The sequence below is a fragment of the Paenibacillus brasilensis genome (assembly GCF_009363115.1).
In the GTDB taxonomy this organism is placed as follows: domain Bacteria; phylum Bacillota; class Bacilli; order Paenibacillales; family Paenibacillaceae; genus Paenibacillus; species Paenibacillus brasilensis.
This window is the reverse complement of sequence record NZ_CP045298.1, coordinates 206,281-220,278: the sequence shown is the minus strand read 5'-3', so window position 1 is coordinate 220,278 and position 13,998 is coordinate 206,281. Positions and strand designations below refer to the sequence as shown.

General features: G+C 44.3%; 10 protein-coding genes and 4 pseudogenes. 10 read left to right on the top strand and 4 right to left on the bottom strand.

The genetic code is table 11. The features are described 5' to 3' along the window. Positions 1-33 precede the first annotated feature (33 nt). Complete coding sequence (locus tag GCU48_RS01100) at positions 34-1,920, top strand: Ig-like domain-containing protein (protein ID WP_152378763.1); 1,887 nt, start codon at positions 34-36, stop codon at positions 1,918-1,920. Positions 1,921-1,991: 71 nt separating this feature from the next. On the opposite strand, the gene GCU48_RS01095 is transcribed toward GCU48_RS01100, so the two are convergent. Then, positions 1,992-2,294 (bottom strand): hypothetical protein, encoded by a 303-nt coding sequence (locus GCU48_RS01095; protein ID WP_152378762.1) that lies wholly within the window; start codon positions 2,292-2,294, stop codon positions 1,992-1,994. A gap of 386 nt (positions 2,295-2,680) precedes the next feature. Continuing rightward, positions 2,681-2,878, bottom strand: coding sequence for a hypothetical protein (locus tag GCU48_RS01090; RefSeq protein ID WP_025716774.1), 198 nt, complete (start codon positions 2,876-2,878; stop codon positions 2,681-2,683). A 139-nt stretch (positions 2,879-3,017) separates the two neighbouring features. On the opposite strand from GCU48_RS01090, the gene GCU48_RS01085 reads away from it, so the two are divergent. Continuing rightward, positions 3,018-3,455: a NucA/NucB deoxyribonuclease domain-containing protein gene (locus tag GCU48_RS01085; protein WP_152378761.1), complete on the top strand. Its 438-nt coding sequence runs from the start codon at positions 3,018-3,020 to the stop codon at positions 3,453-3,455. 16 nt (positions 3,456-3,471) lie between these two features. On the opposite strand, the gene GCU48_RS26700 is transcribed toward GCU48_RS01085, so the two are convergent. Beyond that, on the bottom strand, positions 3,472-3,624 hold the full coding sequence (locus tag GCU48_RS26700; RefSeq protein WP_167518619.1) for a hypothetical protein: 153 nt from the start codon (positions 3,622-3,624) through the stop codon (positions 3,472-3,474). Between the two features lie 213 nt (positions 3,625-3,837). Here GCU48_RS26700 and GCU48_RS28985 point away from each other — a divergent pair, with 213 nt between their 5' ends. The 8 genes and pseudogenes from GCU48_RS28985 to GCU48_RS01055 all read left to right on the top strand — a co-directional run bounded on the left by GCU48_RS28985 (position 3,838) and on the right by GCU48_RS01055 (position 11,724). Next, on the top strand, positions 3,838-4,434 hold the full coding sequence (locus GCU48_RS28985) for a hypothetical protein (protein ID WP_370881025.1): 597 nt from the start codon (positions 3,838-3,840) through the stop codon (positions 4,432-4,434). A 161-nt stretch (positions 4,435-4,595) separates the two neighbouring features. Further along, positions 4,596-4,658 (top strand): annotated as a pseudogene (locus GCU48_RS28980) (hypothetical protein); the annotation flags it as partial. Between the two features lie 21 nt (positions 4,659-4,679). Then, positions 4,680-5,150 carry a sensor histidine kinase gene (locus tag GCU48_RS28975; RefSeq protein WP_370881026.1) on the top strand — a complete coding sequence of 157 codons (471 nt, stop codon included), beginning with the start codon at positions 4,680-4,682 and terminating at the stop codon, positions 5,148-5,150. Then, positions 5,110-6,454, top strand: a pseudogene (locus tag GCU48_RS01075) (type 2 periplasmic-binding domain-containing protein). The gene GCU48_RS28975 and the pseudogene GCU48_RS01075 overlap by 41 nt, the downstream one beginning before the upstream one ends. 238 nt (positions 6,455-6,692) lie before the next feature. Further along, positions 6,693-7,582 (top strand): annotated as a pseudogene (locus GCU48_RS01070) (ABC transporter permease). 27 nt (positions 7,583-7,609) lie between these two features. Further along, the gene (locus GCU48_RS01065; RefSeq protein ID WP_152378760.1) at positions 7,610-8,488 is read left to right on the top strand and encodes a carbohydrate ABC transporter permease; all 879 of its coding nucleotides are present in this window, start codon (positions 7,610-7,612) and stop codon (positions 8,486-8,488) included. Positions 8,489-8,518: 30 nt separating this feature from the next. Beyond that, a pseudogene (locus tag GCU48_RS01060) lies at positions 8,519-10,616 on the top strand (beta-galactosidase). A 55-nt stretch (positions 10,617-10,671) separates the two neighbouring features. Further along, on the top strand, positions 10,672-11,724 hold the full coding sequence (locus GCU48_RS01055; RefSeq protein WP_152378759.1) for a glycoside hydrolase family 53 protein: 1,053 nt from the start codon (positions 10,672-10,674) through the stop codon (positions 11,722-11,724). Positions 11,725-11,834: 110 nt separating this feature from the next. Here the strand turns inward: GCU48_RS01055 and GCU48_RS01050 are convergent, their stop codons facing one another. Beyond that, positions 11,835-13,598: a methyl-accepting chemotaxis protein gene (locus GCU48_RS01050; RefSeq protein WP_152378758.1), complete on the bottom strand. Its 1,764-nt coding sequence runs from the start codon at positions 13,596-13,598 to the stop codon at positions 11,835-11,837. Positions 13,599-13,998: the final 400 nt, after the last annotated feature.

Genomic DNA, 13,998 nt, shown 5'->3' with positions numbered 1-13,998 from the left:
TTTATAAAGATGAAACCAAAGGGAGAGAAACGAATGGAACGCATGAAACGTATGAGCAAACGGAGTACCTTCTTACTAGCTTTGCTGATGTTTGTATTCGCGGCATGGCCAGCAGGTTTGATCCGGGCTGAGGAGAGCACGTCATACACGGTCCAGTGGGATAGTCAAAATCCGACCACAGTAAATTTGGGCGGGAACCCTGCCCAATTAAAAGTGTGGCTTGTGTCAGAAGCGGGCAAAACGGATGTAACCGAAAAAGCTGAATGGATCTCCGGGGACTCAGGTATTTTAAAGGTAGAAAAGGGACTCATTACCCCGGTATCGAAAGGGCAGGTCAAAGTTACCGCCACACATGAAAATCGGACGGTAACGACGACAATTACAGTAAAATCGCCTTACACTAAGCTGCAATTAAATCCTTCAGGTCCCATCAATCTGACGATTGGCGGAGAATCGAAGCAATTGACTGCTCAAGGAGTGCTCACCGGAGGCGGGACGGAAAATGTGTCCGACGTGGAATGGACGTCTTCGGATTCCACTGTTGCTACAGTAGAAAATGGACTTGTACGTCCACTTGCCAAAGGCGTAGCCTACATTAAAGCGAGCAATGATGGACTTAAAGCACAAATAATGGTGTATGTACGTTCTTCCTCCCAGGCGTTGATATTGAGTGCCTCCGGCTCCCAATCGGTCTTTCTGGGAAGCTCCCCAATCCAGGTCCATGCAACCGATGTGAGCCTGACGGGTAGTGAGACCGATGTAACCAATACGGCAGAATGGACTTCGTCCAATCCGTTGGTTGCCACAGTGGAGCATGGTAAAATTACTCTGATGGATGCAGGGAATTCAACGATTACAGCGTCCTATCACGGTTTGAGCAAAACTTTGAAGATTAACGTACTGCCAACTGTCGAAAAGCTGGTATCAAGCAAAGCCAGTCTGGCTCTCGAAACTGGCAGCAAAACTTCCCTTCCGACGATATCTGCTTACTCGGTCAATGGGGCTAAAAAAGCTGTTCAATCCGATGTAAAATGGAGTTTAAGCAATGAAAGTGCAGTCAAAATAGTCAATGGCAAGCTGGTTGCAGTGAACCCAGGTAGTGCAACATTGACAGCTACTGTAGGTGCAATCAAGCTGGATATTCCAGTGACTGTCCAATACAAAGTGCTCAATCTGACAGTTTCAGAGAAGAAGTATGTGCTGGTTGCAGGACAAGAAACGAGTATTCCGACAGTAAAAGCCCACATGGCTGGTGGCGGAGTCATGGATGTTACGAATCAGGTAAGCTGGGAAGCTACAACAGCCGCAGTTACAGTAGGAAATGGTAAAATAAAAGCGGTAAGTGGTGGCAACTCAGGGATCAAGGCAATGTATATGAATAAATACGTGAAGGTGCCTGTCATTGTGGAAGGAGCTATTTCTACTTTGACTCCAAGCTTTACGAGTGCTGATATGAATTTGAAAGGGAGCAAGTCCATCAAAGTCGTCGGCATATATACAGATGGTAAAAAAGCTACGCTGAGCAGCAAGGTAAATTGGACTACATCGAATGCTTCCGTAGCGATCGTAAAAGGGTCATCTATTAAAGCGATTGGAATTGGAACAGCAACTATTACAGGCACATATCAAGATAAGTCGTTTAGCGTGGAGATCAAGGTGACGCCTAAGCTGCTCAAGCTGGTTTTGAGCAACAAGAACCTGGAGCTCCCTAAAGGTTCCTCTCAAGTGCTTAGTGTAAATGCAGTTTATGATTCAGGCGCAATGACCAATGTGACAAGCTCAGCGGTGTGGACATCTTCCAAGCCGTCGATTGTACAGGTAACAGGCGGACAGGTGAAGGCAGTGGATACTGGAAGTTCAAGCATTAAAGCAGTCTATGGTGGTAAAACTGTATCGACATCTGCCAGAGTGCTAAAATAATTTTCGAGCTTTGTCCTATCGAATTATAAAAAGTAACCCCCGGTCCCAATGACCGGGGGTTACTTTTTAAATTACTCTACGCCGTCCTGATAATGGTTTTTCCAATGCTTATCGCCTCTGTGGGCGAAGTCTTCAACCGTCTTTTCCAAAGTAGCTACCAATTGGGCTTTAATCTCGGAAATCGTATCGCGGAACAGTCTTTCTTCCGTACCATTGATTTTCTCACCATATAAAGCCTGAGCGGCTACAAATTGACGATGCTGCTCCACAAAATTATCAATCGAATGCAGTGCATGCTCCACATATTGCGAAATGCTATGATGCTCGTTAGGTAGTTGCAATTTTAATTCCTGTACTCTATTTAACAATACCATGATGATCACCTCGTACGTTTTATTATGTCAATAATTATACATTATTTTCGGAAAAATTTCATTAGATTTTGATTAAAATGTGATTTTTATTATGTCATGATTGCATTTTCATTGGTGATCAGGCATAATTTTCGGAATTATTGCAAATTACCTTTGCGCTGTGATTTTAAATTTTAAAATATATAATATGAAGATGATGCTGTGAAGCGGACTGCGACAGGTATCTTTCTGGCATGTTATAATGTTGAAAAGCCAGTCGGAAAGGTTGTCAGTATGGTATGAAGCTTTTTAAAGGTTTATTTTGGGGAGTATTAATTAGTCTTCTCCTGTGGTGTGCCTTGTTTGGGCTTATCCGCTGGATATTACATTGAGTCGTTTGTTTTATCTTAAACAATAACTCGTGCGACAGTATCGACGTCCTGAACTGAAATCGTATATACGTGTTCGCCATCGTAAAGCTTGAATCGTTGGTCGTCTTCTGGGTCAGACAGAAGCTTGGGCCAGCCAATTACGGTACTTCCATTGTGTAACCGGATTACAACAGCTTGCATGTGGCTCACGGCCAGTTTGATCTCATCGTTCATCTGTACAGCCTCCTCTCTAAACTATTTGTCGTCGAATATTCAATCTTTGTTTATAGTCCGTAAGGGGTTACGAAAAATAAAATCCAGGGATTCCTTGGGTGAAGGGATCCACTGGAATAGCTTGAAGGGAAGAGGAAAATTGAAGAAAAAGTTGTTAAGTTTTATATCCGTAGTACTATTGGCAGCGGGCGCGTATTGGTTTAGAGGAGCCGATCTTCTTACGAAAACAACAGAGGAAAATCCATCCTCATCGGCGCAGTTTACGCTGCACTTTCCGACAGATCGTTATCCTCAAACAGCACAGCATATCAAGGAAGCGATTCAGACGGGAAAATCATCGGTGTGCACTATTGATCGTGAAGGAGCAGAGCAAAATCGCAAGCAGTCGCTTGCAGGAGTTCCTGCTCGCAAAGGATACGATCGAGATGAATGGCCGATGGCGATGTGTTCAGAGGGTGGCAAAGGTGCAAATGTCAAATACATAGCTCCTAAGGATAACCGTGGGGCAGGGTCATGGGTAAGTCATCAATTGGATGAGTACGAAGATGGAACTCGCGTAAAATTCGTCGTGAAATAGTCGTAATGTAGTAGGCTTACTTTTTTTTCCCCTTAGGAGGTTCCTGCTTGGCCTTAACCAACGCCAAAAAATCAAAAAAATCCCCTAGTGTAGTGAAGCCGGCGCCTAAAATAGCCAGATCTTCAGCAGATAGTTGATTGAACCATTCCATTTGCTTAGCGTCAAACATTTTATCACCGCCAACCGTTGATACTGTATAGTATGTAATGACAGCGGGGAAGGTCAGGGCTCAAGCATACTCTTTAGTATGCCTGTTTTCGTGCAGAGGATGTGTATATCACTTGTTTAAATTTAATTTTTATACGAAAATTGTCTCCATCGTTATTATATTGTTGATTCCTGTACTAGTTCTGTACGTCTATTCAAACCAGCAACAGGCGTGTTGCGTAACGAACTGAATCAGTCTAACTATAATCAACTGACTTTTTTTCAAAATCAAGTGAATACGAATATTGAAATGATATCCTCCTGGCCGCATCTACTAATTCATGATTCTGATGTTGCCAGCTTTCAAGCTATTTTTTTAAAGGATAAGACTCTCAATCTGGATGGAATTAATCTTGTCAAATGTATTCAAACCAAGCTTGGACTTCAGGAGAGCTCATCAAATTGGAGAACCGGTCTGGACATCTATTCACCTTCACTTGAGCGTGTTGTATCTGAGAATGGTGCCGGTTTTTATGACCAGAAGGAATTAAATCGATTGATAAAAGATGGCTGGCAGGTATCCAAAAAAAAGAATGTACGGAAGGAGCCTTTTTATTATAAAAAAGGTGTAGGAACGATCTATAATCGTACTGCAAATGAAGAGCTGTCCGGTAAGCTGATCACGAAATTGGAGAAAATGGGACTGCATGAGGTTGATAATCTGACCATGAAAATTGGAGAAGAGAGCTATCTGGTTCATGCCGTTCTTTCGCAAACGACGGGCTGGTACAAGTACCGATTCTCCAGCTTGTACGTGCATTTCGGAGATTAAAGGATGGATATTATGCTGTTCGATTAAGCCCAAGGGGGAGTCACGAGTTTGTTCCTGTCCCGTCAATTCAATTTGATGGTCGAACAGATCCAGGAGCTGTTTGAAAAGGTGTATGTTGAGCAGCTGCATGTCAACTCCGCAATCATGAGGCAGTTCTGGCCATGGCGCATAATTTGTCGAGGTATTATCGATATACGACAAGACAGGAAAGGGATCTGGTTCCATTATCAGAGGAAGTAGAGTTTGTGAATTACTATTTAAAAATCCAGCAGATGCGTATGCCGCGGCTGACGTTTTCAATTCATATTTCTTCACAGGCTAACAGTTTGCTAATTCTGCCGCTTGTGGTGCAACCACTGGTGGAAAATGCGGTGCTGCACGGAATAGAGCCACAAGCGGAGGATGGTATAATTCATATCGTGACTGAGTATGTCGGCTCGTATATGCACCTCATTGTGGATGATAACGGACTTGGCTTGAGCACAGAGGCTATAACAGCCCTGACATCAACGCTTGACAAGTCTGTAGAAAAGGAGCATGGATATGGGTTATGGAATGTGTATCAACGCATGCGATTACATTTTGGAGAAGACGCCGGACTGGACTTCTCTTTGTCTCCCTTGGGAGGACTGCGTGCAGTTTTAAAATGGCCGCTGCCAGCAAAAAGTTGGTCTTGTGGGCTGCTCTGGTACGGGGAGTGGTGGAGATACCAATAGCACAGCTAAAACTGAAAACGCATACAAAGAGAAATACAGTCCGGAAGTCACCATTTCCACAGTATGGGGTGTAGATCCCGCCTTAAAATTTAAAAATGGTGAATCTATCGAAAATAACGTTGCGACAAAATGGGCTAAAGACAAATTTGGTATTAAAATCACTCTGGTCTGTCACAGATACGAATGGTGCATTTGCTACCAAGCTGCGTTTGGCAATGTCCTCCGGTCAGGAAATGCCAGACATCGTTGTACTGGGGACAGAAAATGAGCAACTGGCACAGGATATGATTGATTCCGGTATGTTTGCGGAAGCTGGTCCGTTGTTCGATAAGTACGCTTCGGATTCCTGGAAGCAAACGATGAATCAGGATGCGAACGTATGGAACAAATATAGCCTAGATGTAAAAAAAATGGGTATTCCACGAACGGCAGTCTGGAACATGGCACCGTGTAGCCTGGTATGAAGCCGGGTCTGCAAAAGCTGAGCGAGTGGTTCAAAAAGGGATACATTTCTCAAGAAGCAGCATTGTGGGATGAGAATAAAACGTCAGAGCCTGCAGTCGCAGGAACAGCAGGTATCATACCGGGGCCATACTGGATGAGCGGCTGGCCGCTTTATGATACGGTCAAAAAATGTGCCGAGCGCCGTATGGAAGCCGATCAAGATTCCAGTGGGGCCTGATAACAAAGCCATGCGCCATGGGACTCAATATACGAATGGTGTCGTACTGATTAACAAGCAAATGCAGCATCCTCAAGCTTTCTTCACCTATCAAAATTACTTGTTTGATCACTATGCAAATGCCAAACCGGACGGAGAATTGTCGAATGGACTGTTTAAGGGCTACGACTATGATTTGGATGCGAACGGAAAGCTGTTGCCTAACGACAAAATACCAGGCGGTTATGTAAACTCTGTTCGTTATTTGCTGGTTCGTGATGGAGCACGTGTACCTGATGCCCAAATGAAGGCTTTGTTAAGTTTGGCTAACGGCAAAGAAGCGGAAACCCGACTGGATAAGGATGTATTGGTTAACTACGGAAAGGGTACTCCTGCGGCTGCCAAAGTGTTGATGGAACAGAAGGATATCTCCATGAAGGATCAGTTCACGGGACCTACTACGCCAACGATGAAGGCCAAAAAGAATTATTTGGACAAGATTGAAAACCAAACCTTCAATGAAATTATTTATGGCAAACAGCCGATTTCAGCCTTTGATACCTTCGTACAGACGTGGAAGAATGCCGGAGGCGAACAAATTACAAAAGAAGTGAATGAGTGGTATAAGAGCATTGAAAAGTAAAAACAGTTAAAACGGATTAGAGAGGCTGTCCCAAACGGGCAGCTTTTTTAATACCGATCACCAGAATAAATTGGGAATGAATGCGTTATCTTCGTGACTGCGAGATAGACTTTCATTCGCATGGCGAGACTGAAAAATGATTGCTTTTGTGCCATGTATGTTGGTTTTTTGAACTGTTGGGATCGTAGGAACGCTTCTATAATTGAAGTATACCATGAGAGTTACAGGAGGAACTGCAATGAGAAGTCTGCAACGTACGTGGCCATTTCATATCATGCTGCTGCCAGCCATCATTTTTTTAATTGTATTCAGTTACATTCCAATGGGCGGCATCGTGATGGCCTTTCAAAATTACAAACCTTGGCTGGGGATAACCGGTTCCGAGTGGGTTGGATTGGATAACTTCCGCTTTTTGTTCCAACGGGAGGACAGCCTTCAAGTCGTCTGGAATACACTGATTATCGCGGTACTAAAGATGTTTTTCAATCTGCTGGTTCCGTTTGTTTTCGCTATTTTACTGAATGAAATTCGCAAGGTCGCACTTCAACGATCCATTCAGACACTGGTCTACCTGCCACATTTCTGTCGTGGGTAATCCTGGGCGGGATTCTGGTTGACCTGTTGGCTACAGATGGTTTTATGAATCGCATTCTTGGGAGTTTTGGAATCCAGCCCATCTTTTTTTTGGGAGATAATAACTGGTTTCGCTTTACGGTTATCGTATCAGATATATGGAAGGAGTTTGGCTACAACACTATCGTTTTTCTAGCTGCACTGGCGGGGATCAATCCTTCGTTGTATGAAGCAGCAGAGATGGACAGGGCAAGCCGCTGGAGACAGACGCTGCATATTACTGTACCTTCGCTGATTCCGATGGTAGTGGTTGTGGGTACACTTGCACTCGGCAATGTCCTGAATGCCGGCTTCGACCAGATTTTCAACCTTTACAACCCACTTGTATACCAAAAAGGCGATATTATTGACACGTTCGTTTATCGGACAGCGCTAATTAACGGGGAAATGGGCTTTGCTACTGCCATCGGATTATTTAAATCTGTGATCAGTATGATTCTCATTCTGGTTTCCTATCGACTTGCATACAAATGGGCAGGCTACCGCATATTTTGATTCCACAAGGCTGAAAGAGGGAGAGTCATGTATCATAAAACAACGGCATACCGCATCTTCAATGTGTTTAATATTTGTTTGCTTGTATTTTTATCCATCATGTGTATCGTTCCGCTAATTCATGTATTGGCGGTATCATTTAGTGCCAAATCAGCAGCAGACGCCAATCTGGTTGGACTGTGGCCGGTGCAATTTTCATTAGAAGCCTACAAGAAGACGATGAATAATCCTATTTTTCTGCATTCTATCTGGATTTCTGTTCTCCGGACCGTGCTCGGTACTGGCTTGACGCTGCTAATTACCTTTTTAGCTGCTTATCCACTTTCAAAAGAATCATCTGTTTTCCGCAGCCGCAACGTATATTCATGGCTGTTCGTATTCAGTATGATTTTTAACGGTGGTCTGGTTCCGTTCTATATGGTTATTCAAAAGATTCATCTCATGGACAGCTTTTGGGTACTTGTTTTGCCGGGAGCGGTTAATACATTTCTGGTCATCCTCATGCTGAACTTTTTTAGAGGCATACCCAAGAAGATGGAGGAGGCCGCGCTGATTGATGGGGCAGGTCATTTTCGGACTTTGTTTAGTATATTTTTGCCGATATCCATGCCATCCATTGCGACGATTGCGTTGTTTAGTATGGTATTTCACTGGAACTCATGGTTTGATGGCCTGCTCTACTTGAGCAATGCCAAGGATTATCCGCTGGCGACCTTCCTGCAAACGGTAATCATTCAGAAGGACATGAGCTCTATGAGTATGAGTCCCAAAGAGATGGAATTGCTTTCACAAACGACGGTGAATGCAGCGCAAATTTTCATTGGTGCAGCGCCTATTCTTATTGTATATCCATTTTTACAAAAGTATTTTGTTAAAGGTATGACGCTCGGTTCTGTCAAGGAGTAAACCCTATTGATCTAAAGGAGATGATTTACAGTGTCGCATCCAAACATATTCAAATACCCGCCAATCAGTGAGCGAGTTCCGCGTATGCTGCATGGAGCGGATTATAATCCGGAGCAATGGCAGCATGATCCCGAGGTGCTAAAAGAGGATATCCGGCTGATGAAGCTGGCTAAATGTAATGTGATGTCCGTCGGTATATTCTCATGGGTTTCATTGGAACCCGAGGAAGGTGTATTTACGTTTGAATGGCTCGACCGTATCCTGGATTCGTTTGCCGAGAACGGAATTTATGCTTTTTTGGCTACTCCTAGTGGAGCCAGACCGGCCTGGATGTCACAAAAATATCCTGAGGTGCTGCGTGTGGAGGCTAACCGTGTCCGCAACCTGCACGGGTTCCGCCATAACCACTGTTTTACCTCGCCAGTATACCGGCAAAAAGTACGCATCATGAATACAAAGCTGGCCGAACGCTATGCGAATCATCCGGCTGTCATTGGCTTGCATATTTCCAATGAATTTGGTGGAGAATGCCACTGTGATTATTGTCAGGCTGCATTCCGCGCCTGGGTACAGGATAAATACAGCACGCTGGATAAGCTTAATCACGCATGGTGGACGACCTTTTGGAGTCATACGGTTACGGATTGGAGCCAAATTGAGTCGCCGGCCCCTCACGGTGAAACGCAGGTCCATGCTATGAATTTGGACTGGAGACGGTTTGTGACCGATCAGACCGCAGATTTTATCAAACATGAAATTGTGCCATTCAAGGCAGCGAACCCGGAACTTCCGGTCACGACTAATCTAATGGAGTTTTTTGAAGGGCTGAATTACTGGAAGTTTGCTGATTTGCTGGATGTGATATCGTGGGACAGCTATCCGACGTGGCATGATCGGGGAGGTGATGAGAGCCGTCAGGCTGCGAGAGTGGCCATGATGCACGATATTAACCGTTCAATCAAGGGAGGCAAGCCTTGGATGCTTATGGAAAGTGCACCGAGTTTGACGAACTGGCAGGATGTTAGCAAGCTGAAGCGGCCGGGAATGCATCTGCTATCGTCTCTACAGGCTGTGGCACACGGGTCAGACACAGTGCAATATTTTCAGTGGCGGAAAAGGCGGTTCAAGTGAAAAGCTGCACGGTGCAGTCGTCGATCATGTCGGACATGAGCACACCCGGGTATTCGGGGATGTGACAGAGGTCGGCAGTGCACTGGAAAAATTGGAAGAGGTTATCGGTACATCTGTACCTGCGGAGGCTGCAGTTATTTTTGATTGGGAGAATCGCTGGGCAGTCAACGACTCGCAAGGGCCACGCAATAAAGGTGTAAAATATGAGGAGACAGCCGAAGCACATTATTTGGCTTTGTGGGAGCAGGGTGTGCCTGTAGATGTCATTCATATGGATGCAGATTTCTCCAAATACAAACTTGTGGTAGCTCCAATGCTATATATGGTACGCAGCGGTGTAGGCGAGCGAATTCAAAAGTTTGTTGAAAACGGTGGCATTTTTGTAGCAACCTATTGGTCCGGTATTGTGGATGAGCATGATTTGTGCTTCCTTGGAGGCTTTCCGGGGCCGCTTCGCAAGACGCTGGGAATTTGGTCGGAAGAGATCGACGGGCTACACGATCACGACCGAAATCGGATTCTGCCGGTAGAGGGCAATGAGTTGGATCTGCGCGAAGAGTATGAAGCTGTTGAACTATGCGATCTTATTCATACCGAAGGTGCAGAGGTGCTGGCTGTATACGGTTCAGATTTTTATGCAGGACGTCCAGCCTTAACGGTGAACCGTTTGGGACAGGGAAAAGCTTATTACATCGCTTCACGCAACACGGGATCGTTCAACAGTCATTTTTACAGAAGCTTGATTGGTGGTGAAAGAATCAGTAAAGCGCTCAATGTCAAGTTGCCGCATGGAGTAAATACGTCGATTCGTACTGATGGTGTTCACGATTATATTTTTGTATTGAATTTTACTCATGAATCGCAAGAAATTACACTGGATGGACGAATCTATGTGGATATGCTGGAAGATCGTGTGATTGAAGACGGCAAGCTTCGATTGAATGACTATGCTGTTAAGGTTCTCAAGACAGACCAAAAACAATCAGGAGTTGTATAAACTGGAAGAACTCAAAAGAGAACGGCGAGCAAAATTTAGGTAGAGGAGATGACTTATGAAAACAAGTAACCGAACTATACTATTTGCGGTGTTGATTTTGTTATCCAGTATTTTATACCCGTTCGGCTCGGCAGGGGTGGGGACGGCTTCAGCCGCCCCTGCTTTCGCCAAAGGAGCTGATATAAGCTGGGTAGCAGGAATGGAAGCACAAGGTATGGCCTGGAAGGATAAAAAAGGGGTTCGCCGGGATGTCCTGCAAATATTACGGGACGATTATCAGATCAATTCGGTTCGCATCCGCGTGTGGGTAAACCCTGACATGAAGGATTATGCAAGCGGATACATGAATGCCGAAAAGGCGGCAGAACTGGCTCAGCGAGCCAAAAAATTGGGTATGAGCGTTATGCTGACCTTGCATTATAGCGATTCCTGGGCTGGTCCAGGGCAGCAAAACAAGCCTTACGCATGGCGCAATTTAACATTTACACAGCTTATGGATGCTGTCTGGTCTCACACTGTCTATGTTATGAACACATTGAAAAGCAAGGGCGTGACACCAGACTGGGTGCAGATCGGCAATGAGACGAACAATGGAATGCTCTGGGATGACGGCAAAGCCTCGGTGAATATGAAAAACTATGCATGGCTTGTCAATACAGGCAATAACGCCGTAAAATCGGTAAGCAGCAGTACCAAGACGATCGTACATTTGGCTAACGGAGATAATGGTTCCACGTTAAACTGGAATATTGGCGGGCTGATTGACAATGGAGCCCAGTTTGACCTCATCGGGCTGTCTCTGTATCCATCTCCTTCCGACTGGCAGGGTGAGGTGGAGCAGACGATTACTAATGCCAATAGCCTCATTGCAAAATACGGTAAAGGTATTGTCATCAGTGAAATCGGGATGGATTATAATGAACCCGAAGCTTCCAAGGCATTTATTTCCTCTATCAAAACGAAGGTCCGGAACATCGGAGGCGGCAAAGGAGCAGGGGGGTTTTATTGGGAGCCGGCTGCAACCCCGGGTTACAATAAGGGCTACAACAAGGGTGCTTGGCAGGCTGACGGAAAGCCTACCTCAGCGCTGGAAGGATTTTTAAACTAAAACTAATCTGGAACTGATTACAGCAATGCCAAAGAACCTCTAATTCCGCATGTTATGCAGAATAGAGGTTCTTGATTGTTATCTGTGACTTATGGATAAAGGCTATCAGTTTAGGCTTTTCGGTCGACTTTGAAGAATGAAATAAGCTCCTCCAGCTCGCGAGACATCGACGACAGCTTGTCGGAGGCATTCACGATGGAAGCCATGGACTGGGCTTGTTCTCCGATCGTATGTTCAATTTGTTTGCTGCTGTCCGATGTTTTGCTGATCGTGGACGATAACTCGTCAGAGGTTGCTGTCATTTCCTGTGTGCTGGCTGAAATCTGTTCCGTTGCACTGGAAACCTCCTGAATTTGTGACGATACTTTATTGGCGGCACTTAAAATCTCTGAGAACATTTCACCTGTCTGTTTGGTTACCTCCAGTCCGATTTGGACCTCCTTCGAGCCGAGGCTGACACCTTCTACGGTTTGCTCAATTTCTTTTTGAATTTCCTCAATCAGCTCGGCAATTTGTCTGGCAGACTCTTGGGATTGTTCAGCCAAATTGCGTACTTCTCCTGCGACGACAGCAAAGCCCTTACCTTCTTCGCCAACTCTGGCAGCTTCAATAGAGGCATTCAGTGCAAGCAGATTGGTTTGGCTGGCGATGCCAGTGATGATGTTTACGATGTTGCTGATTTCGTTGGAACGGCTTTGCAGTGCATTAATGGAGACAAAGGTTTTCTCCATCGAGCTGGAAATGGAAGCCATTTGAGCAGAAACCCTTTGCACAACCTGATTACCTTCAACAGAGCGTTTCTCCATAGAGTAAGCTTCATCTGCCACAGAAGAGGAGCTTCCGGCAATCGTTTGAACAACCGTAGACATTTCATTCATAGCCCGTGAGCTTTCCATTGCAGCTTTGTCTTGTGCTTCAATTCCTTGGGCAATTTCTTTCATATTACTGTTAATGACGTTCGTGTTTATACTATTTTGCTCGCTGATACTTAGCAATTCCTGAGCCGACTCCGTAACTTCCTGCGTCGTATCCTGTACTTTTACCATTGTATCGTTAATGCGCTTGATCATGGTATTAAACTTTTGATTGATGATGCCAAGGTCATCCAGACCTGTCTTGATTTCTACATTAAGATTCCCCTCGCTGACTTCCTCAATGCCCTTCATCAGGCTGCGAATCGGGGAGAGGGTGCGTTTAACCAGCAAATATTGAATCGTTAAGAAGATAGCAAGGAACAGAATGAGCAGGGATACACCATATACAATGAGCTTATGAAGTCCAGCAGGTACAGAGCTCGCGTCTACGTCAAAGTAAATGGCACTTGTGATTTTTCCGCTTTCATCTGTAATCGGGTAAACAATGGTAGTCCATATTCCAAAATCGTCAGTGTAAAAGTTGCTCAACGCCGACTGTTTGGATTCAAGCATTTTATTTACAGCTTTTACATTCGCGTCCGGAAGGGTGTACATATCTCCTATATTCAGCTTTGAGTCCTGGAAAGATTGAACTAAGTTTGTGGGAATGCTAATCACGGAGGTTTGATTTCCTTCATTTAATTCTGTGCCAAATATGTAAGCTTGGGCAACATTAGGATAAAATGTGTGAATAGAATCGAGAAATTTGCGTAGATCCTGTTGAGCAGAACCGTTATAATCTTTTTCACTCAATGCTTGTTGTATTTTTGCTTTGTCAACATCATGTGCCCATTTTTTGGTCAGCACTTTAACCTGATCTTGCAGCTGGGTGGTCAGAATATTCTTTTGAAGAATATAGCTGGATGTGATGAGAATAGCACCTATTAATACGATGTTGATAAAAGAAATTAATAGATTCTTACCAAAAAAGGACATAGTGCTCCACTTCAAGTTTTTCACGTGTTTCTTCTCCTTTGTTTTTATATTTTTATGCTTTAGTACATCTATCCCTTATATATTTCGTCAATTACCTTTCTAGATGTTAGCTATTTATTAAAGTTGGAGTATATTGACTGCTTATTGATAAACGACAAAGGTTATTTCTTCGATTGAAATGGAAAAAATGGATAATAAGGGAAACGGTCTCGTATGGGAAAATTAATAAAAATAACAAGCGGCGGCCACCATTGATGAAGCTGTGAGGCCGCCGCTTGTCGGTAAAACGGAGTGTTATGCTATTTTCCAATCATAATATATTAAAAATATAGTTGAATTGCTTTATTGTTTGGACAATATTTAAAAAATAAGATAAATGATAGCAAACGGATGCCCAGATCATTATGTTTAACCTGCATCTCGC

Bases quoted from the DNA above. Each gene is read 5' to 3' on its own strand.
- GCU48_RS01055 (WP_152378759.1), top strand. From the start codon at position 10,672: ATGAAAACAAGTAACCGAACTATACTATTTGCGGTGTTGATTTTGTTA.
- GCU48_RS26700 (WP_167518619.1), bottom strand. From the start codon at position 3,624: ATGTTTGACGCTAAGCAAATGGAATGGTTCAATCAACTATCTGCTGAA.
- GCU48_RS01095 (WP_152378762.1), bottom strand. From the start codon at position 2,294: ATGGTATTGTTAAATAGAGTACAGGAATTAAAATTGCAACTACCTAAC.
- GCU48_RS01065 (WP_152378760.1), top strand. From the start codon at position 7,610: ATGTATCATAAAACAACGGCATACCGCATCTTCAATGTGTTTAATATT.
- GCU48_RS01100 (WP_152378763.1), top strand. From the start codon at position 34: ATGGAACGCATGAAACGTATGAGCAAACGGAGTACCTTCTTACTAGCT.
- GCU48_RS01090 (WP_025716774.1), bottom strand. From the start codon at position 2,878: ATGAACGATGAGATCAAACTGGCCGTGAGCCACATGCAAGCTGTTGTA.